Origin of the sequence: Paenibacillus sp. Dod16, assembly GCF_049893405.1 — a bacterium.
Taxonomy (GTDB): domain Bacteria; phylum Bacillota; class Bacilli; order Paenibacillales; family Paenibacillaceae; genus Paenibacillus_AQ.
Genome location: NZ_JBNDYG010000043.1, coordinates 131,370 through 150,920, shown reverse-complemented (window position 1 = coordinate 150,920; position 19,551 = coordinate 131,370). Strand labels below are relative to the sequence as shown.

At 43.8% G+C, this 19,551-nt stretch carries 20 protein-coding genes, 3 pseudogenes and 1 riboswitch; of the genes and pseudogenes, 19 read left to right on the top strand and 4 right to left on the bottom strand.

Annotation, left to right across the window (positions count from 1 at the left end; translation table 11 throughout):
* The 11 genes and pseudogenes from ACPV3A_RS28470 to ACPV3A_RS28420 form a co-directional block, all read left to right on the top strand.
* On the top strand, window positions 1–444 hold a 444-nt coding region (locus ACPV3A_RS28470; protein ID WP_426202828.1), incomplete at its 5' end, for a hypothetical protein.
* Between the two features lie 50 nt (window positions 445–494).
* A complete protein-coding gene (locus tag ACPV3A_RS28465; RefSeq protein WP_023559066.1) occupies window positions 495–698 on the top strand; it encodes a hypothetical protein in 204 nt (67 codons plus the stop codon).
* Between the two features lie 12 nt (window positions 699–710).
* Window positions 711–941, top strand: coding sequence for a hypothetical protein (locus ACPV3A_RS28460; protein ID WP_143042177.1), 231 nt, complete (start codon window positions 711–713; stop codon window positions 939–941).
* A 472-nt stretch (window positions 942–1,413) separates the two neighbouring features.
* A complete protein-coding gene (locus ACPV3A_RS28455) occupies window positions 1,414–1,887 on the top strand; it encodes a hypothetical protein (RefSeq protein ID WP_426202825.1) in 474 nt (157 codons plus the stop codon).
* A 133-nt stretch (window positions 1,888–2,020) separates the two neighbouring features.
* Window positions 2,021–2,527 (top strand): CBO0543 family protein, encoded by a 507-nt coding sequence (locus tag ACPV3A_RS28450; RefSeq protein WP_426202823.1) that lies wholly within the window; start codon window positions 2,021–2,023, stop codon window positions 2,525–2,527.
* 88 nt (window positions 2,528–2,615) lie between these two features.
* Window positions 2,616–2,822: a DUF1657 domain-containing protein gene (locus tag ACPV3A_RS28445; protein ID WP_100537083.1), complete on the top strand. Its 207-nt coding sequence runs from the start codon at window positions 2,616–2,618 to the stop codon at window positions 2,820–2,822.
* Between the two features lie 85 nt (window positions 2,823–2,907).
* Window positions 2,908–3,246 carry a PLDc N-terminal domain-containing protein gene (locus ACPV3A_RS28440; RefSeq protein WP_426202821.1) on the top strand — a complete coding sequence of 113 codons (339 nt, stop codon included), beginning with the start codon at window positions 2,908–2,910 and terminating at the stop codon, window positions 3,244–3,246.
* Window positions 3,207–4,088 (top strand): phospholipase D-like domain-containing protein, encoded by an 882-nt coding sequence (locus ACPV3A_RS28435; protein WP_426202819.1) that lies wholly within the window; start codon window positions 3,207–3,209, stop codon window positions 4,086–4,088. Before ACPV3A_RS28440 ends, ACPV3A_RS28435 begins: the two co-directional genes overlap by 40 nt.
* Before the next feature lie 171 nt (window positions 4,089–4,259).
* Window positions 4,260–4,563: pseudogene (locus ACPV3A_RS28430) on the top strand (YunC family protein).
* Between the two features lie 36 nt (window positions 4,564–4,599).
* Entirely contained in the window at window positions 4,600–5,532 is a 933-nt protein-coding gene (gene dpsA / locus ACPV3A_RS28425) for a dipicolinate synthase subunit DpsA (RefSeq protein ID WP_100537081.1), read from the top strand.
* A gap of 364 nt (window positions 5,533–5,896) precedes the next feature.
* Window positions 5,897–6,052 (top strand): hypothetical protein, encoded by a 156-nt coding sequence (locus tag ACPV3A_RS28420; protein ID WP_254611201.1) that lies wholly within the window; start codon window positions 5,897–5,899, stop codon window positions 6,050–6,052.
* An 845-nt stretch (window positions 6,053–6,897) separates the two neighbouring features.
* Here the strand turns inward: ACPV3A_RS28420 and ACPV3A_RS28415 are convergent.
* Complete coding sequence (locus tag ACPV3A_RS28415; protein WP_100537080.1) at window positions 6,898–7,452, bottom strand: cupin domain-containing protein; 555 nt, start codon at window positions 7,450–7,452, stop codon at window positions 6,898–6,900.
* A 238-nt stretch (window positions 7,453–7,690) separates the two neighbouring features.
* Here ACPV3A_RS28415 and ACPV3A_RS28410 point away from each other — a divergent pair, with 238 nt between their 5' ends.
* Entirely contained in the window at window positions 7,691–8,305 is a 615-nt protein-coding gene (locus tag ACPV3A_RS28410) for a DUF421 domain-containing protein (RefSeq protein ID WP_100537079.1), read from the top strand.
* A gap of 67 nt (window positions 8,306–8,372) precedes the next feature.
* Here ACPV3A_RS28410 and ACPV3A_RS28405 read toward each other — a convergent pair whose 3' ends face one another.
* Complete coding sequence (locus tag ACPV3A_RS28405) at window positions 8,373–9,770, bottom strand: TrkH family potassium uptake protein (RefSeq protein ID WP_100537078.1); 1,398 nt, start codon at window positions 9,768–9,770, stop codon at window positions 8,373–8,375.
* Window positions 9,771–9,971: 201 nt separating this feature from the next.
* Window positions 9,972–10,505: a universal stress protein gene (locus ACPV3A_RS28400; protein WP_426202816.1), complete on the bottom strand. Its 534-nt coding sequence runs from the start codon at window positions 10,503–10,505 to the stop codon at window positions 9,972–9,974.
* Window positions 10,506–10,637: 132 nt separating this feature from the next.
* A riboswitch (cyclic di-AMP (ydaO/yuaA leader) is annotated at window positions 10,638–10,789 on the bottom strand.
* Between the two features lie 180 nt (window positions 10,790–10,969).
* On the opposite strand from ACPV3A_RS28400, the gene ACPV3A_RS28395 reads away from it, so the two are divergent.
* Window positions 10,970–12,334 (top strand): TrkH family potassium uptake protein, encoded by a 1,365-nt coding sequence (locus ACPV3A_RS28395; protein WP_100537076.1) that lies wholly within the window; start codon window positions 10,970–10,972, stop codon window positions 12,332–12,334.
* 176 nt (window positions 12,335–12,510) lie between these two features.
* Here ACPV3A_RS28395 and ACPV3A_RS28390 read toward each other — a convergent pair.
* Window positions 12,511–13,509 (bottom strand): annotated as a pseudogene (locus tag ACPV3A_RS28390) (cation:proton antiporter); the annotation flags it as partial.
* A gap of 185 nt (window positions 13,510–13,694) precedes the next feature.
* Between ACPV3A_RS28390 and ACPV3A_RS28385 the strand changes: the two are divergent.
* From ACPV3A_RS28385 to ACPV3A_RS28360, 6 genes and pseudogenes are all read left to right on the top strand, one after another.
* Window positions 13,695–14,009, top strand: a complete 315-nt coding sequence (locus tag ACPV3A_RS28385) for an FAD-dependent oxidoreductase (protein WP_426202814.1) — start codon at window positions 13,695–13,697, stop codon at window positions 14,007–14,009.
* A gap of 14 nt (window positions 14,010–14,023) precedes the next feature.
* Complete coding sequence (locus ACPV3A_RS28380; protein ID WP_426202847.1) at window positions 14,024–14,200, top strand: hypothetical protein; 177 nt, start codon at window positions 14,024–14,026, stop codon at window positions 14,198–14,200.
* A 26-nt stretch (window positions 14,201–14,226) separates the two neighbouring features.
* A pseudogene (locus tag ACPV3A_RS28375) lies at window positions 14,227–15,030 on the top strand (FAD-dependent oxidoreductase); the annotation flags it as partial.
* Between the two features lie 33 nt (window positions 15,031–15,063).
* Window positions 15,064–15,960 carry a sigma-70 family RNA polymerase sigma factor gene (locus tag ACPV3A_RS28370; RefSeq protein WP_426202812.1) on the top strand — a complete coding sequence of 299 codons (897 nt, stop codon included), beginning with the start codon at window positions 15,064–15,066 and terminating at the stop codon, window positions 15,958–15,960.
* Between the two features lie 890 nt (window positions 15,961–16,850).
* Window positions 16,851–18,278: an ATP-binding protein gene (locus ACPV3A_RS28365; RefSeq protein WP_426202810.1), complete on the top strand. Its 1,428-nt coding sequence runs from the start codon at window positions 16,851–16,853 to the stop codon at window positions 18,276–18,278.
* Window positions 18,275–18,970, top strand: coding sequence for a response regulator transcription factor (locus ACPV3A_RS28360; protein WP_426202809.1), 696 nt, complete (start codon window positions 18,275–18,277; stop codon window positions 18,968–18,970). The genes ACPV3A_RS28365 and ACPV3A_RS28360 overlap by 4 nt, the downstream gene beginning before the upstream one ends.
* Window positions 18,971–19,551: the final 581 nt, after the last annotated feature.

The window sequence follows — 19,551 nt, the reverse complement described above, 5'->3', positions numbered from 1 at the left end:
ATTTACTTGTTCCAATCTGTACGGAATGTCCCCATCGATAATCTCAAAGGTTACGTTGACCAAGCTATAAAAGCCATATACTGTCAGACGCTATTTATTTCGGTTCCTATATTCTCCATCACTTCTTTGGTTCGCTCCATTAAACTCGGCTCGGTTGGAACATTTTCACTTGCCTTTCCATCCAAGATTATTGGAGATTTGTTACTTGTCGTTTTGATTCGCTGTTTAAATTGTGATTTAAGTTCGCTTTTTTCCATATTTTCTCCTTTTCATTCGCCATTTTCAGAATATGCAACTGATATTATTCCGATTTTCATATCCTTTATGCATCATAGGAGTCAGGTCCCCAAAAGGCTGTGTTTCCGCCTGCATATAGACAACCAACCCGATAAAATGACCGGAAACCGGGCGGATGCCGTTGTCGCTTCTATGCGCCTGCCATAGACTAATGCTGTAAGTTCAACTTTACCTAACCCAAGGAGGAATGTTTTCAAATGCAGTTTATCAAACAGGCAATGCCCATGTATACGCATGACCAGGCCGCTTATGTCAGGCAAATGTACGATTGGCACATGAAAATGGCTCAGTATCACGAACAATTACGTACCTTTCATCTGGAAAGGGCGAAACAATTTCAAAAGCTCTCCGAAGAAAAAGCGAAAACGTCAGAAATATCCAGCGACACCAGCGCCGCGTAAAGGCGAACCGACATGGAGCGATGTGATGAATTGGCAGCATTCCGAATCAAAATCTGGGACCGCTATGTAACCCTTCGTTCCCAATATGGAACCCGGATGCCCTTGTCTTTCGACCAGTTCTGGTATGACTTTTTGGCCAGGCACATGCTATCCGACTGTGGCGTAGAGCAAGTATATGAGGACTTCTGCAACAACTGGGAGAATCGGTGTGTGAAAAATGTTTGCGATTCGAGCCATCGGTAGAATGCCTGCGAAATAGGACCAAATGGCCGGCTGTTGCCCAAAATGGGTTGCTCCGGCCTTTGATATTTGTATGCAGGGGACAAGGGTAGATGGGATCAAATCCAAGCGGACTTTCACGATGCGGATAACTGCATAGGATGATTCGTTTCTGGACAACTTAAATGCTGTTTGCATAAATTTGGAAAGGCGGATGCCTGCATGTTACCAACATTCAGTACAAGCATTAAAAACTGGACTACCTCTGCCCCAAGACAACCAAATCGATGTAAAAATTGCATCTGGGGCAACTGGGATGGGTTGAAACAATTTTGTTCGAAACCTGTCTGCATTAAGAAACAACCAGTATAAGAGATAGTCCATCTTCTTTTACTTGATCAGGTTCGGTTATCTGTAAAGAATTCATGCCCAGTGACTGGCATTTTTGCCGAGGACGCATATAATGACGTGATCCAACTTTGAGGAGTGATGAATCATGTCCGTTGCGGCTCAAACAAGTACAAAGAGTTTACCTCCCTTYTCCATATGGGGAGTTCATGCATCTGTCGCCGGAAGACCGGTTGTGTGGGGCAAACTCGTGATGCGTGTTTTGCAGGACCAGCAAATTCAAGGCACCATCCAATTTCGCGGAACGCCGATTCCGATTGAAGGAAGCTGGAATGAAAGCACGCAGCAGATCATGTTTCATTCCCCCTACGCCGCCTACTCCGGCCAATTAACCATCTATGACGATGTCCAGATTCAACTTCGGCATTTGGTTCTCACCGGACGTCTGCGGATGCTACCCTCTTCTTTACAGACGAGCGAATATGGAACCTGGGTAGCGACAACTGATATAAGCTTGGCGGGGTATAGCGGCTATATCCCACCGCAACCGCCTTCAACTTCGCTGCCGCCGGTCGGCGTATTTGTAACGTCGAATATACTGTATGGAAACTCGCGTATATAAAGAGCCAAAGCAGGCACATATCGAATGAAAAATGATCGGTATCCGCATAACGGAAAGGGGTGGCATCGGTGGACGAAAATCAGATTCATCATGCAATCAAGCCTATCAATTGATTGTTGAAGCACACCGCAACATGACTGACATTTGGCGCACTCACGTACTGTTTACGCGGCAATGGTGGTTTGGAGTAGGTTTATCGATATGCCCCTGGCTATTTTGGATCGGATTTCGGGATAAGAGAGCTACGGGACAGTTTCTCCTATCCGGGCTTACGATGATTATCGTGTCATCGTGGCTGGACCAGCTTGGGATTGCCATGGGACTCTGGCATTATCACTGGGAATTCATACCGTTCATGCCCGCTAATTTTCCATGGAATTTTTCACTTCTTCCCGTCACGGTTATGTTCTTACACCAGTACAAGTCTGGCATACATCCGTTGTTCAAAGCTCTCCTATTTGGGGGATTTTCCGCTTTTTTGGCTGAACCGATTTCACAAATGGCCGATTTATACCACCCCGTTCACTGGAAACATACATATTCGTTTCCTATCTATGTTGGGCTGTACTTGCTGGCTTCAAGCATTGCCAAGAAGGGCATAGATTGCGGTAAGTCTTTTCAGGAAGACTCTAACCCCTGACAATAGCCAATCATCAAATTTTACCATTCATTAATTTTCTGACGAGTTGACATATTATATACAGATGCCATTTCAGGAGGTGATCAACATGACGGTAGCTTCTCAAGTGAAAACTGCTGTAGCTTCATTAAAAAGCGCGCAGGCCAGCTTTGAACAGTTTGCGTTAAATACACAAAACCAGCAGGCCAAAACCACGTTCACAAATGCAGCGCAACAGACACAAAACCTCATTGACCAGGTCACTCCACGGTTACAACAAATTGAACAGGAAGAACCGCAGTATAAAGGTTTCTAAAAAAGGCCATGCCGATCTCTTCTCGGCATGGCTGCCCCTTTATCTTTATTCCCTCGTAGACGACAGGATTGGGAGGCTGATTTTCTTGGCATGGATAGCAGGATTATGGCTAGTAAATACGGCACTATTGATCATCATTGCGGTTCGGGAGGTGCGCCGCCCCGCCAAAGCGTTGACTTGGATATCAGTCGGACTAGTATTACCGATTATCGGATTCGTTTGTTACCTGTTCGTCACGAATCCTGTGCAAATGCGGCGGGACAAGCTCGTTTCTTCGCACAATAGCCCGATTTCATTACCCCCCAGAATATGGTCACTCCGCATTTGTTATCGCTCGGGCTTTGCAACCTTTGTCTGTCAGTCGTCGACGGAAAGGAAGCCTTCATGGGAGGAATCAACGTTGGGGACGAGTATACCGGAATGAAGCCGGATGTCGGTTTTTGGCGCGACACTCATATGCGGTTAACCGGCGAAACAGCGTATGATGTGAAAGCCGTTTTTGAGGCTCACTGGAAAATGGCGTCACCGGACATGCTCCATTCAACGAGAAAGGCAAAATTTATCCCTGAATCGGCTCAACTTTCAGACGATAAAGCCATTCATCCATTTCCATCCGGCAAAACAGAACGATCCGGATACGGATGGGAATGGGGATCGGAGCTGGGAACGATGGAAGGCACCCACATGGGAAAAGCTTCCCCGTCCAAGGATTCGCATAACGTCTATATACAGATATTCGAAGGCAATCCCGGGCTGCCTACTCCGGTCATTCGGGAAATGCATTTCATCTGCCTGACGCAGGCGACCCGAACTATCGACGTGACCAACCCTTATTTTATACCCGATGCGGATATCATGATGGCCATCAAAACAGCCGCGGCGCGTGGCGTTCGAGTGAGATTACTGGTGCCGCGCCAAGTGATTCCTAAAGTTGCAGGAGCTGCAAGCCGTACGTATTATGGCGAACTCGTGGAAGCAGGGATCGATGTGTTTCAGTACAACAAAGGGGTATTGCACGCGAAAGTCATGATTATCGATGGCGAGATTGCCGAAGTGGGTTCTTCCAACTACGATCTCCGTAGTTACCGTTTAAATTACGAAGTGTGTGCAGTGATGTATCATTCCGATGTGGCCCGGGAGCTTACGGAACAATTCGAACGGGATCTCGCCGAGGCTACTCCATATCGTTTGGAAGATCATATGCATCGTACTTCTTTCGAGCGCATGCTTGATCAAGCAGCGCGTTTGTTATCTCCTTTGTTATAAATTTCAAAAATTACATGGAATTGAATCGAAGTCCAATTTACACATGTATATGGCGAAAGGGGAGAAGGCTTCCAACGAATCAAGTAATATCGAATTTGGGCAACAGTCTATGGTGCAAATATCACGCCCGGCATATAGTGTAAAAAAAGGAGCTGCATCATAGATGATCATATGAAACCGATTGAAGCTGAAGGTATCAGGTTATAAGTATCGAGGTCGCCCTGCCCAAAACAACACTTCTGGCCATCACAACCGTCACGGATATATCATGTGCGGGGCGCTTGGTGTTCGTTTGTTAAATGAGAAATTAAACGATCGCCGCATTGTGGCAGAACGCGCAACTGGGGTACGAACAATAGAGCAATTGCTGGATGCCCCACTCGATATGGTGACCACAGAGGCGGAATTACGCGGAATTTGTCCTGGGATGAAAGGAGCAGATGCGCTTTTAAAGATGGTAAACGAGGTTAGTTAATTTTAAGTCCACACTTAAGGAAAGTAGGGGGATTTTTTGTTAACGGGTCTGCATATTGTCTTCCTTGGAGGCGATGCCCGGCATCTTGAAATCATTCGGTCATTTACTGACCTGGATGCAAATATTGCGGTAATCGGTTATGAAGATTTGCACGAACAACTTCATGAAGTTCAGCATTCCAAGCTTACGAGGGAGGTGCTTCGCAATGCTGACGTATTGATATTACCGGTTGTCGGTACAGACGACCATGGCAGAGTAGAGTCTTCATTTTCATCTGAAACGTTATTGCTGAACAAGGAATATATGTCTTGCTTGCCGAAACACGCAAAAGTCTGTACTGGCATAGCCAAGTCTTACTTGAGGAACCTTTGCGCGGAACTAGAGATCGATCTGATAGAATTATTTAGCAGGGACGATGTTGCCATATACAATTCCATTCCCACTGCGGAGGGCGCCTTAATGATGGCCATTCAACAGACGGAAATTACCATACATGGTTCGCGTTGTATGGTGCTGGGTTTGGGGAGAATCGGTCTTACGTTAGCCAGTATGCTTCAGCGCCTGGGTGCACACGTCAAAGCGGGGGTGCAGAAACCGGAGCAGTTTGCACGTGCATGGGAGATGGGGATTGAGCCGTTTTATACGAAAGATTTGTACGATGAAGGCGTAAATGTGGATATTATTTTTAACACGGTTCCGGAGCAAATCCTTACTTCTCGTGTGTTGACCCGTATTCCGCATCACGCTATTATTATTGATTTGGCTTCCAAACCAGGTGGAACCGATTTTCGTTTTGCCGAAAAACGTGGAATCAAGGCCTTGTTGGCACCAAGTTTACCGGGATTGGTCGCGCCAAGAACGGCTGGACGTATATTGGCGAGAACGTTATGTCAATTGATCCAGGACGAACGGAGTCAAAATCAAAATCGAGAGCAATTGGATATACTTGCTTTTTCTTCCGGGTTATGAGATCGCGAACGCTGTAAAACGAATCATTTAGAGAGACATCATTACTTGTTTATACCGGCACTTTGCCGGCCTCCGTCTAATCCCGTAAGAATCGGATAATGAAGCGCGTGGTGGAACGGCTCTTTCGTAGATCAGAAGTCGGTTTCCAAGGCTAGAGTTCGGGGAACTCCAAGTTAAGCTGGTCTCAGTAACCCCCGGAGAAGAATTCCCTGAACACTCGGCATTACAATCGATCGTAGGGGAAGTTTTGCAGGATAAAAAGAATTACTCGGGAGTACTCGTGCAAGAGAGGTTAGATGGCAAAGTGCGATCCATGAATGATCACCTATGTATACCCGCAGCTAAAAGGGGAACGTTTGTTCTAATGGCCGATATCCAAGATTTTCAACAGTACGTGCAAATTCAATGTGAGAAAGAAAGAAGGGAAACCATTAGGCATATGGCGGCGGGCACAGCCAATATCATCCTGAATCCTTTAACGGTAATCAAAGGAACGCCTCAACTTCTGGAAAAAGTTTGAAGGGGCATGTTTTCATTTTGCAATTTGCGGCATCTCCAAAGAAAAATGACAAGATAGTGTTATCATAAATTCAATCTAATGAGACTTCTTTTTGTCAAAGAAAACAATGATATATATCGTCACGAATGATAACAGTTTAATGTCATTAGACACCATACGATAAATCCGCACAAGCCAACTCCAAAAGTAAGAGAAAAACAAATATACTTCACAAAATAACCGTTTCGTGAAGTATTAAATTAATGTTATAATTTGGACGAAGAGGGGAGGGCGATGCGATTATGACAAAGCGCTGCATCGATGATTTGATAGATTCGTTTACGGTTGTAGTGAGGTCTTCTTGTATCTGTCTAATGACACAAAAGAGTCTACATTTATTAGATAAGAAAGCTTGATTTATCAGGCTTTTTATTATTTTTGTAGCCATAATTGTGTCATTATAAAATGCACTAAAGTGGCCACATTGTAGGATTATGACATAAACTCGGCTACATTATAGGTGGCTTTGAAAAATATACATGTTCTTGTCCTATAATTTTCTGAATTCATATATTAAACAGATTATAATTCCATCAGCATTCCAGCATTGGATTCGATCCGTCTGCTGTCGTCTGAGGTTCAAAGCACAAGAAGGAAGTAGTTACCGCCCTTCGCGAAAGGCGCCTTTGACCTATCAGTATCATAATTTATTATTGTAAGTGTGCTTAGACAGCTCTATCAAAATTAAAGCATCGGGGAACTAAGACTTATTTATAATAATGTCTTAGTTCCCCGTTGTTTTTGCCGACTAACATCTCATGAGTTAAAACACAGTTTCAATCTATTAATAATTTCCACTACTTTCATTAGAAATGGTGATTTTCTTCCGCTGACATAGCAATTGATTTAGTTTCATGAACTGTACCATATGGATGTTCAGGCGGCGCATAAATAACGTAAATTTTTAGTGGTGTATTGCCAGTATTGATTACATTGTGCCATTTTCCTGCGGGTATCATAATGGCATAGTCATCAAATGCCATTTCTTGAAAATCTAATTTGTTTTTGCTATCACCCATTTGAACAAGCCCCTGACCCTCTTCAATACGTATGAATTGATCCGTTGTCGGATGAACTTCTAAACCGATATCATCTCCAACATTAATACTCATAAGAGTCACTTGTAATTTTTCTCCTGTCCATAAAGCTGTGCGATAAGTATTGTTTTGCTTAGCGGCTTGGTCGATGTTCACAACAAATGGTCTTCCTCCATAATCTCCTAATTTAACGGTTCTAAAATGAGGATTCCAGTGGTGATTGTTACAATGGTAATAATGAGGTCTTTGAATATATTTCCAATTGTTAAAATGCATAGGATTGTAATATTGATAATTGAAATACGAATTGCGGTACACCTTCATACCCCTCTCACTTGATTGTTTTTTTTATCCTATGCAGATGCCCATGTAGAAGTTCGCAATTGTAAGAGCTAAAGTCTAAGACAACGGAATCTTCGTTTCAACATAGGGGGGTAGATGAAAGTTCCAATTTTGTTATTTGAACTTGTTCCTTCAGCAGTTACAGTATATTTCAACAGAATAAACACTGCACAAAATGTAAAAAGTAAATGGTACATGAAGAGAAAGGACATATCTTCTTATGAATGAATTTTGGGATGAGCTTTGGAAATCGCTTGTATTAATTATATTCGGGATGCTCATGCTTCGTATATCCGGGAGAAAGTCCATTTCACAGATGACGATCCCTACGACGATTACGATGATTTCAATAGGTACCATCATTGTTCAACCAATTGCCAATGAAAGCATACTCCTAACCATCGTTGCTGCAATCGTGTTTATATCAGTGTTGATATTAGTTGAAATCTTACAAGTTCGCTGGAATCGTTTTGAAAAGTGGATTAAAGGACCGGCAATTGTTGTTATTGAAGGCGGCCAATTAGTGATCCATAATATGAAGAAACTGAGATTAACCGTGGATGCTCTGGAGATGAAATTACGGCAGCAAGGAATATCGAAGTTAAGTGATGTGAAGACGGCTACTATCGAACCAAACGGGCAACTTGGTTACGAATTGCATGATTCGGCAAAACCGGTAACCCTTTCGCAACTGGAAAACCTGTTATCAAAATATTTAAACGGTATAGTGAGTGGAAGTGATGCTTTAACCCCCAACCTTCAAAATCAAGAGACAGATTTATTTAATGAAATAAAAAAAGGAGATACCCACGTAACAAATAAAAGGCTTCAATAGCCCAAGCATTCATTGTAGTGATATAAGGAGGCCCCTCCAACTGGAGGGGCCTCCTTATATCACTTGTTTATCCAATCAAAATATGATCTTCCGCATAACCTATTTTAGATAAACGCTTTTTCTGAGCCAGCGCAAAAGCGAGCGTTAACGGACCCAAGCGTCCGGCAAACATCGTAACAATCACAATGACCTTACCGGGGGGAGATAGTTCACTCGTCAGCCCCATCGACAACCCGGTTGTACTGAATGCTGATGTGGCTTCAAACAGCACCTCCAGAAAATGTTCCTCCAGCATTCCCTCCGTGATCGTGAGCAGAAGGGAGACGCAAAGTACAACAACCAATGAACTCATGACAACAGCTAGGGCACGCATAACCGTTTCTTCGCCTATTTTGCGCTTGAATGCGTGAATTTGCCCACCGCCGCGAAACGTTTGGATCGTTGCCAAGATGAGTACAATCAGTGTATTGATTTTGATTCCACCTCCTGTACCTCCAGAGGCAGCTCCGATAAACATCAGAATAATCATAAGGAACTGGGAAGCGGCTAGCATACTGCTGATGTCAATTGTGTTGAATCCAGAACTTCGAGGTGTCGTACCTTGGAAGAAAGCGGCCAACACACGCTCGCCTCCGCTAAGCTGACCAAAGGTGGACGGATTCCAACTTTCCAACAATAGTATAGTTAGAAAACCGATTCCTGAGAGAATGCCTGTGCCCAGAAGAACAACCTTGGAGTGGAGAGACAGTCTCTTCCATGAACGTTTGCGGAATAGATCCACGACAACAATATAGCCGAGTCCGCCGATGATAAAGAGCATAACAATGGTAATATTAACGATTGGATCGCCGACAAAAGGTGAAAGACTGTCAGACCACAAAGCAAATCCCGCATTATTGAAGGCGGAAACGGAATGAAAAAGCGCATAATAGGCTGCCTGACCCCAACCCCATTCGTAATGCCATCGAATCGTAAGAATGACCGTAGCCAACGCCTCAAATGCGAACGCTATAAGCACCATATACAGCGATAGCTTGACTAAACCTTGAGCTGATGTCGAGTGGGTTGTTTGCTGAATGACAAGACGTTGCTTGAGACCTATTCTTTTCCCCAGTACTATGGCTACCATAACACCGAAAGTCATAAATCCGAGTCCGCCAATCTGGATCAAGATCATAATGATGACTTGCCCAAAGGTCGAATAAACACTCCCGGTATCTACAACCACAAGGCCATTCACACATATAGCCGAGGTGGCGGTAAACAAAGCATTCAATAAACCTACAGATTTTCCGTTTGTAGAAGATAGAGGGAGTGTAAGCAACAAGGTACCCGTCCAGATCAGCACAAAAAACACTACCATGATGAGCTGGGGAGGACTCATATTATTCTTCAACTTGTTTACGAATGAATCGATTTTGTAAAGGGCGGAGCGACGTCTGGTATGGTCATCGTTTTCGATCATGGTCATTCTCCGTAATAGGGATATTTATTTCGATGAGTATAAACTGTTTTCTCACATGTGTCACTCCCGTGTAATATTGATCATGCGCTATTTGGACTGGAAAGAAGAAGGGTCTAACACTTTTCCATTGCTTATCTTCAAATACCTGAATTCACTATTTGTCATTATTTTAAGTAAACCCGTATCGAAATCGGTATTCAATTACTTGAAAAAAAGACCCTCAGCTACAGTTTCGCCTTCAGACTCCCCATTGCTGAGCCTATAATGTTCACCATTTCTGATAACCGTGACTCGTCTTCCCCGTTCATGGGTCTCGGTCATGTGATGTGCCATCCTCTGGACCGCCACAATGTGAAGATCCGTTTCACCTATCCGATTCAGTAGTTCATTAACGAAGGAACCCTGCGTAATTTCCTGCCATCGCGTTTGCCCGGATTGTCCGATGATTAATTGCGTAATATGATGATTTCTGGCTGTCTCCGCAATAATATCTGCAGCTTTACGATCTACGTTCGTTTTTGCGATAAATGTAGCGCCATATTCGTCGCATGTCGTTTGCCATGCGGCCATAAATTTTTCCTGTTCTTGATCAAGCACATCATCTCTTACAGGAATGACGCTCAATACGTACAGGGGGCATTGCAGAAGTTTAGCCAGTTCCCCCCCTCGGCGAATGAGACGTTCCCCATGGGGACCATAATAAACACAAACCATGATTTTTTCGTTATTTGCCATGAATAATTCTGCTCCTTTTCTTTTTCTAAATGTAGATACTCTGCAAACCATTCAGGAAAAAAGCCTGGGAGCAGAGTGTCTGCTTCCAGGCTTTGGACTGTTTAATATGTAACAAGTCAAAGTGGTAAGAGGGTTCTCTCCCAAGGACGCTGACGAGGTTAGCTGCCGGATTCGGGTCTGAGAGTCCCCGTCCTTTCTGTTTAGAAAGAATTCACCCCTGAAGCCGTTAGTACGACCTCGATGGTTCCCCCGCTCCCCAAGAGGGGATTAAGCGATTATTAATTATGAAATTATCGTAATTCATATTATGCTAGTTTGTTCTAAATGTAAACCGAAATACAGCATAATAGCATTGCGAAAATTTGTTTTGCAGTAGCATCAATGCTTTGATAAGGCTAATACTACGCAGTAGTAGGCTGAACGGTTTCGTTTACTGAAAATTAGGACAAGAAGGAGGATATCTGATGTTTCGTAGCAAATCACAGCCCCAAATATCAATAAAGCAATTTCATTTAACATCTTCGCGTCTCATACTTTTAGGCTTTGCTCTCCCGATTGTATTAGGGGCTATCTTGTTGGCACTACCCATATCATCATCAACAGGCACCGGTGTCGGTTGGTTAAACGCATTATTCACTTCGACATCTGCAGTATGTGTTACAGGATTGGTTGTGCTGGATACCGGAACCGATTTCTCCCTCTTTGGCCAAATCGTCATCATGTGCTTGATTCAAGTTGGCGGCCTTGGATTCATGACATTTAGTGTGTTGATAGCCGTAGTCCTGGGTAAGAAAATCGGATTGAAAAACCGCCTTCTCATAAAAGAATCTACAAACTCTTTATCAACACAAGGTGTTGTGAAGTTGTCACTGGGTATTTTTCTCATTGCGTTTATAATTGAACTCATGGGAGCAGCCTTGTTAATCACTCGCTGGAAAGAGGAACTGGGTATGGGGCAAGCGGTATATTACGGTGTGTTTCATTCCATTTCATCTTTTAATAACGCTGGATTTAGTCTTTGGTCCGATAGTTTGAGCCGATACGTTGGTGATCCATTAGTCAATATCGTCATTACTCTGCTTTTTATTATAGGCGGCCTCGGATTTACTGTAGTTTTAGATGTGTGGAAGCATAGGCGGTGGACAAAGCTATCCCTGCATTCCAAGATTGTGTTATCAACTTCCGGCTTCCTTTGTCTCACGGGTTTTTTGGTTATATTCATCATCGAATTGTTCAACACCCATACGTTTGGCTCCTTAACGTGGGCAGAACGGATTTGGGCGGGCTATTTTCAAGGCGTAGTAACTCGTACCGCTGGGTTTAATACAATTAATATCGCTGAAATGATGACGGCTTCCCAGTTTTTTATGATCTTTTTAATGTTTATCGGCGCTTCCTCTGGTTCAACAGGAGGGGGGATAAAGACAAACACATTTGCAGTTCTTTTGTTCACTTTGATAAGTATTATAAGGGGCAAACAAGATGTTGAAATACTCAACAGGCGAATCCCTCAATCCATCATCCTTCGATCGTTAGCCGTCATGGTGATTTCAGTCGGGGTGGTTATTTTGGCTACTTTTGTCCTAACCATTAGTGAGCATAGTTTGCAGAAGGATTTTATGGAGGTTCTCTTTGAAGTGACTTCGGCTTTCGGAACAGTTGGTTTATCGATGGGATTAACACCAGAACTCTCACCCTTAGGAAAAGGGATCATTATTTTGACCATGTATATTGGCAGACTTGGACCCTTAACACTTGCATTCGCGTTGTCGCAGCGAATGTTCAAGCAAAAATACCGTTTGCCCGAAGAGAAGGTGCTCATAGGATAAAGCAGCTGACGTAGTACTTAGAAATAAAGTTTTAGGTAGTAGCAATGTACCTAAAGTGTGACGGCGTAAGGAGTATGAGGAAGTTTAGCCGGGTCATCGGCAAATTCCCCATATTTTTACGCTGTGTTTTTGGGTACTTAAAATATGACCGCGGCTTCTTTCTACAGTTTCTACTGCTATTCACTTACCTTCATTGATTTGCCGAGCCCTAATTTCTTAACCAGTGGTTTGATTGTGAGTCCTTGTACGAGCAGAGAGAAGAGGACGACGCTGAAGGTTAGCACAAGAATATCGTCACGGCCTTCGAAGGTCGTGGGCAAGCTTAAGGCAAGCGCGATGGATAAACTACCCTTTAATCCTCCCCAATTCAAAATCACTTTCCAGGAAGCGGGGAAGGATTTCAGGGATTTCATGCTGACATAAACGGCTAACGTTCTTCCGATCAGAACAATAAGAATCGAAGCACCAATAAGTGCCCATTTGTCCGTGAAGTCGATGTGCTTGATTTCAAGTCCGATCATTAGGAAAATCAACGAGTTTGCTACTAGGGTGATGACGTCCCAGAATGAATTGATGTTCATCTTCGTGGTTTCCGACATGCCGATACGAGCCCCGTAGCTGCCGAAGATTAAGCCACCTACGACTACTGCAATAACACCGGACACGTGAAAATGCTCGGCGATAAAATAACTTCCGAAAAACAGCAGCATTGAGAAAGCGATTTCGAGTGGATAGTCATCATAAAAGCGAATAAGCTGTGAGAAGAGGAATCCCAAAACAGCCCCAACTGCAATTCCCCCCAAACTAAACTTCAGGAAGAGCAATACACCACTGCCGATTCCTACCCACCCCATTTCCAAATAGGTAAGTAAGTATATGGAAGAGATCTGAAACAAGACAACGGCAATGCCGTCATTAAAAAGAGATTCACCTTCAATAATGGTCACAATTTTCTTGGGAACACCAAGGGACTTGAAGATGGATATGACACTGATCAGATCTGTTGCGCTCATAAGTGCGGCAAAAGTAAAAGCAACAGCTAACGGTAATCCCATCAATCCGTACATCGCCAAAGCGATGAGAAGGAAAGACAGCAACGTCCCGCCAAATGCCAAGGCGAGCACCGGCTTGCTCTGCTCACGAAGGTGTGAGAACGGAAGCTTTAAGGTTGCGTCTCAAGTTCTAGCATCGTCCACTCCCCTGGCATATGTACATTGCCTTAGATTAAACCTTGTCCTTCAAAAACATGCTAAGTTGCCGATAATGAATGGATATATCGTGTTCTTAGTAAGAATGTCACAAATCCACAGCATTCTCCATCTTAGTTTATGAAGACTAACAGCGAAGGAGGGTGTGGAGGATGAAACCTTTTGATGTGGCGATCATTGGCGGAGGCATTTCAGGAACGGTGGCCGCGATTGAATTGGCTCAGGCTGGCAAGTCTGTTGTCCTTTTCGAGAAGTCCAGCCAACTTGGCGGTCGGGCAATATCTGTCAAGAAGAAAGGGGCTAACTTCAATCTAGGTGGTCATGCCATAGTCAAGGGAGGGTCTGCGGAAGAAGTCTTTCAAGATTTAGGTGTAATAATTGAAGGAGGATCTCCTTCAGCAAATATATCAGTTCTTTGGAACAATAAGGTAACCCCTATGTTCAAATTTATATTCTCTAAAACCTGAGTTGGTCAGGTAAGATGGAGTTGTTAAAGTTTTTTGCGAAGTTTGTAAGAATCGATGCCGATTCCGTGCCGACTATCAGTGTGCGGAGTTGGATCGAACAAGAACTTCACGATCCGATGGTTCGTCATATCGTTTATGCCATGCTTCATGTGGACGACCTGAATCGGAAGCAAACCACTGGCTTAGGGTAGGGTCGTTCACGCTAGCCCCGGATCACCAAATGGCTGGTCTCGTCCTGGGTCACGTAGCACGCACTTCTAAAAAGAATAGCATTGTCTATGTGCAGGGAGGTTGGCAAACCATCGTTGATCAGCTTTTTGCAAAAGCAGATCGGGCAGGCGTAACCATGATGACAGGAACAAATGTAATGGAAATCGAGCATGATGGGACTGTTCGAAAAATAAAGTTTGCCGACGGCAAGGAGATGAACATCACGCATGTGATTGCCGCCACCCCGCCGGAAGTAACCTGCCGGCTGTTGGGAAATGCGGTATGCAAGTCTGTTTTACGTTGGAATGAACAGGCTCGTAAGGTTGCGGTGGCATGTTTGGATCTGTGCCTGATGCGGCTGCCAGTACCGAATCGATTCGCGGTATTGGGTGTCGATCAACCGATATACTTCGGGAATCAATCGAAATTTACTCGACTGAGTGAAGACGGCACATCGGTAGTGAGCATTCTTAAACACAATGGCACTGGCGGAACGGATGCAAAAGCCGATGAGCGATTCCTCGAACAGATGATGGACTTGATCCAACCGGGCTGGAGGAAGGAACTCGTCGCAAGACAGTACCTTCCCAACATGGTCGTAGCCCATGATTATATGCACATCGGCAGAGAAGATCGGTTTCCGAGTCCGGCCGTACCTGAAATTACAGGGCTTTATGTGGCAGGAGAGTGGGCCAGCCACGGAGAACTGTTGGCGGATGCAGCGACGGGAAGCGGAAGACGCGCGGCGAGGTGCGTGTTAAAGGATATGGAGGCAGACCGTAAGTCCGGGAGGGAAGCCACCATTGAATAGTATGAGCAGCAGGAAGAGAGAGGGTGCCTGTCAATGGAAAATATAAAAGCTAACCAATTATATACCTTATATAAACCGCTTTTGTTCTCCCTTGCTTACCGTATGATGGGCAGCGTCATGGATGCGGAAGATATTGTCCAGGAAGCCTTTTTAACTATATATAAATCCGGTTCAGATCATATTCAAAATATCAAAGCCTACCTGTGCAAAATCGTAACGAACCGCTGTCTCGAACTCCTCCGATCTACGAGCAAGCAACGGGAAGTCTACGCCGGAACCTGGTTGCCCGAGCCGCTTGTAGCAACCGCAAGCGACGAAACGGATCCGATACAGTCCTACTTGCAAAAAGAATCGGTATCTACCGCGTACTTGCTGTTACTCCAGCAGTTATCTTATGTGGAGCGAGCCGTATTCCTGCTGCGCGAGGCGATGCAGTACGATTATGAAGAGATTGCCGGCATCGTTGGCAAGAGCAGTACGAACTGCCGGCAAATATTTCATCGGGCTAAACGCAGTCTTAATATGAAACCTGTTCCTGATCATGTGGACGACCTGAATCGGAAGCAAACCACTGGCTTGGTAGAGCAATTTATGCATGCTTTTGCTGCAGGCGATGTGGCACGAATCATGAAATTTCTATCTGTCGACGCCATACTCTTCACAGATGGCGGCGGCAAAGTACAGGCTCTGGCACAACCTGTCCATGGACTCACACGAATTTCCAACTTGATGATGACATATTTTAATAAATTTCCTGTAGACTTCACATACCGGATCACAATGGTCAATGGTCTACTACTGTCTAATGACACAAAAGTGTCTACATTTATTAAAGCTGAAAAGCCTGACTTATCAGGCTTTTTTATTTTTATGTATTCAAAGTTGTGTCATGAAAAAATGCACAAAAGTGACCACATTGTAGGAATTTGACACAAATAAGACTACATTGTAGGGAATCACTTTCTGACGATTCCGAGATAAATTTCATTGATGCACATTTTAGTGTAAATTTCCGTGAACAACCTAGAAAGTATCAAGGAACACTTGCTGAAGCCTAGGAGCGATCGGTGCCTTCTTTCGTGTTTTGTTTAATGTAGTCATTTCGCACAGAAAAAGACGCACTTATCTTATAAACTAACTATCTAACTTGTTTAAGAGTATCCATTAAAGCGGACACTCTTTTTTAATTATCAGCCGATGCCATAATGAACCTGAATTAGAGAAGATACTCGATGGCATTGAAAGGCAGCCGGCATGAGATCGGCTGCCTCTTGTGAAGAGAAAGTTGGGCTTGGTCACTTGAGAGACGAGATCAAAAGATAAAGCCAGGATCGTTATCTTCAAACACCTTCTTGGCCAAAATGTAGTTCAATTAGTAAGGCTTGGCGAGGGCTCATCTGGTGAGAGGATTAAGCAAGCATTTGAGACTAATGGGATAACGGTCTCTTTTTCATATGTTGCATAATAAGGTCTGGCTTTAATCTGCCAGCACTAATAGCAAGTTTAACTATTGTTTGATTTTATTGAAGAGTACGGAAATAAACTCAACCATTAACTTGCCGGTAGCAGTTCAGTCTGAATTACCGGCATCGATTACAGACCTAGATTAGTACCGAAGTTGTTGAAACGTATAAAGATCAATTGAAGCGGATAGCATTGCTCGCGTGTTTGCGATTGAACCATTCAGCAGACACGAAGAACGGTAATTTGCTCGACTGCCTGCAACAAGTTTGGTCGTTTAGAATTTGTTTAGATTATCTCATCTTGTTGTTTATGATCTGCTGCTAATATGGGGGTTAGATTCGTTAGAGGGTGTTGTGATGAAACTAGGAAAGAGGATTTTTATTTCAAATACATTGATGGTGTTTTTGTCATTGGTGGTATTGCTTGCAATTGGCGGCGGTATGGTAAATGTGTATTTTAAAGCAGCCAGTAAGAATAATCAGCTCGACCCTAACATCTTTATGGTTGAGTCTATTTTGAAGAAATATCAAGGAAGCGCCCGGGATTGGTCGAAGCTTAGTGGCTCTCTAGCAGAGTATAACTATCGACTTTGTGTCGCACAAGACAACTCACTGGTTTACTGCAATATACGACACCAAGAAGATGATATAAAAGCCTATCTGCAAACGCTCCATTTGAGCGCCGATCAGCTAAACGTGTTCTTTAGAGATGGCGTGACAAGTATTGGACAACACATCACAGTTGGAGATGAAACCTATGATATGGTTGCAGTCAATTACAAGTATCACAATCATTTGTTTGGCGTAGACAGGAGCGATTTCGAAATTTTCTTAATCACTTTCCTGATTGTAGGACTTGCCGCCATTGCTGCCCTTTTGTTATTCAGCCAGCTGCTTACCAAGCGCCTTGTCAAGCACATCATGACGCCTATTCATCAATTGACAGAAAGTGCCAAGCGCATTAAAGTAGGCGATTTATCAACGCCGATTGTGTATACAGGCAAGGATGAATTTGAAACGGTATGCTCCTCCTTTAATCAGATGCGTGCTCATCTCAAAAAAGAACAGGACAAGAACGCAGCCTATGAAAAGGCACGTACCGATATGATTTCCGGCATTTCCCACGATTTGAGAACGCCGCTTACCTCGGTAAAAGGATATATCAAGGGACTGCAGGACGGAATCGCGAACACCCCTGAAAAACAGGTACAGTATCTCTCCATTGCCTACAAAAAAGCATCTGATATGGACGTGCTGCTGCAAAGATTATTCTATTTTTCTAAGCTGGAGACCGGTAATCTGCCATTCTTTCCGGTAGAAACAGACCTGGGCAACTTCACGCAGAAATTTGCACTCGATATTCAAGATGATTTGAAACATAAGAATGCTTCCATCCGCGTTGAGATATCGGGCAATAATCATCCAGTACGGATTGATACTGAGCAAATGAGGCAAATACTGGCCAATCTCGTGGAGAATGCACTGAAATACGCACGAGTTGAGTCGTTAAAGCTCTTTCTAAAGGTTAAGAGGGAGAACGGAAATGTAGTGCTCTGCTTTGCTGATAATGGAAAAGGTGTAACGCCGGACCAGCTCCCCCACCTCTTCGAACAGTTTTACCGCTGCGATGAATCAAGAAATAACATGAACAGCGATGGAAGTGGTCTCGGATTGTATATTGTGAAATATCTGATTGAGGCACAAGGCGGTACGGTTATCGCTGAAAACGATCAGGGGCTGAAATTTACGATGACTTTGCCATTAGCGAAAGGAGTTAGTGCATGACGAAAATATTAATTGCAGAAGACAATGCCGATATCGCCATGCTGCAAAAGGATTATCTGGAGATTAACGGCTTTGAAACGGAAATTGTGGCAGATGGCAGCAAAGTAGTGAAAACAGTCTTGGATGGTGGCTACGACCTATTGATTCTAGATCTTATGCTTCCAGGATGCAGCGGTTATGATATTTGTCGCGAAATTCGCGATCAGACTGAAATTCCAATTCTGATGGTGACTGCCAAAACGGAATCCATTGATAAAATCCGCGGCCTTGGCTTAGGCGCGGATGATTATATTGCAAAGCCCTTTGATCCTGCGGAGCTGGTGGCCAGGGTTAAGTCCCATATAAGCCGTTATTATCGTCTCACCAATGCATCCTCTCGAACTGCGGAAGAAAGTGCAATCCAAATTGGTAACTTGAAGATAATGACCCGCAGTTGGAAGGTATACCGTGACGGACAAGAAATAAAATTCCCTAACCGGGAGTTTGAACTGTTAAAATTTCTTGCCATGAACCCAAATATCGTTTTCTCCAAAGATCAGCTTTTTGAAAAGATATGGGGACATGATTATATCGGTGACAGTGCCACCGTTACGGTTCACATCAATCGCATCCGGGAAAAAATCGAGGAAGATCCATCTAAACCGAGACTGATTGAAACCGTATGGGGCGCCGGTTATCGAATAAACCTGTAGCCACGGTCAAAAAGACATCCTTATGCTGCGACCGATTCTCGGTATCCTACCGGAAAACGGTCGTTTAGTTTTTTCTGAAAGCTTGTATGGTTGTAGTACGAAATATCTTCGTAAATGACAGAGACCGTTTTGGATTAGTTAGATCGATCTTTTCTGTGAAAAGATGTGAAAGGACCGACAAGTTTGGTTGTTTAGTATTTGTTTAGATTATCTCATCTTTCTATTTATAATCTACTGCTAATATTGGGGTTAGAATTCATTAGAGGGCGCTGTGATGATGCTTTGCTGCTCTTGAGAAAGCAAAGTACAGCGGCTCGCGCGTCAGCGACGTATAACTCTCGCAGGTAACTCAGCAGCTGCGATTTCTTCGGGAAGAGATGAAGGTTATGGTTATGCCAAGAACCCAATGAAGACAATCATGAGTCGTTGGTCCAAGACGTCCGAAGTGCCGGTTTGGGTGAGCGGCGTAAATATTCGGATTCCACCCCATGAGAGTTACAAACAGAAAGTCATAACACTTAGTCGAAAGGCGATGAGAAGAATGAAAAAGGCGTTATCCATTTTATTAACTTTCGGAGTTG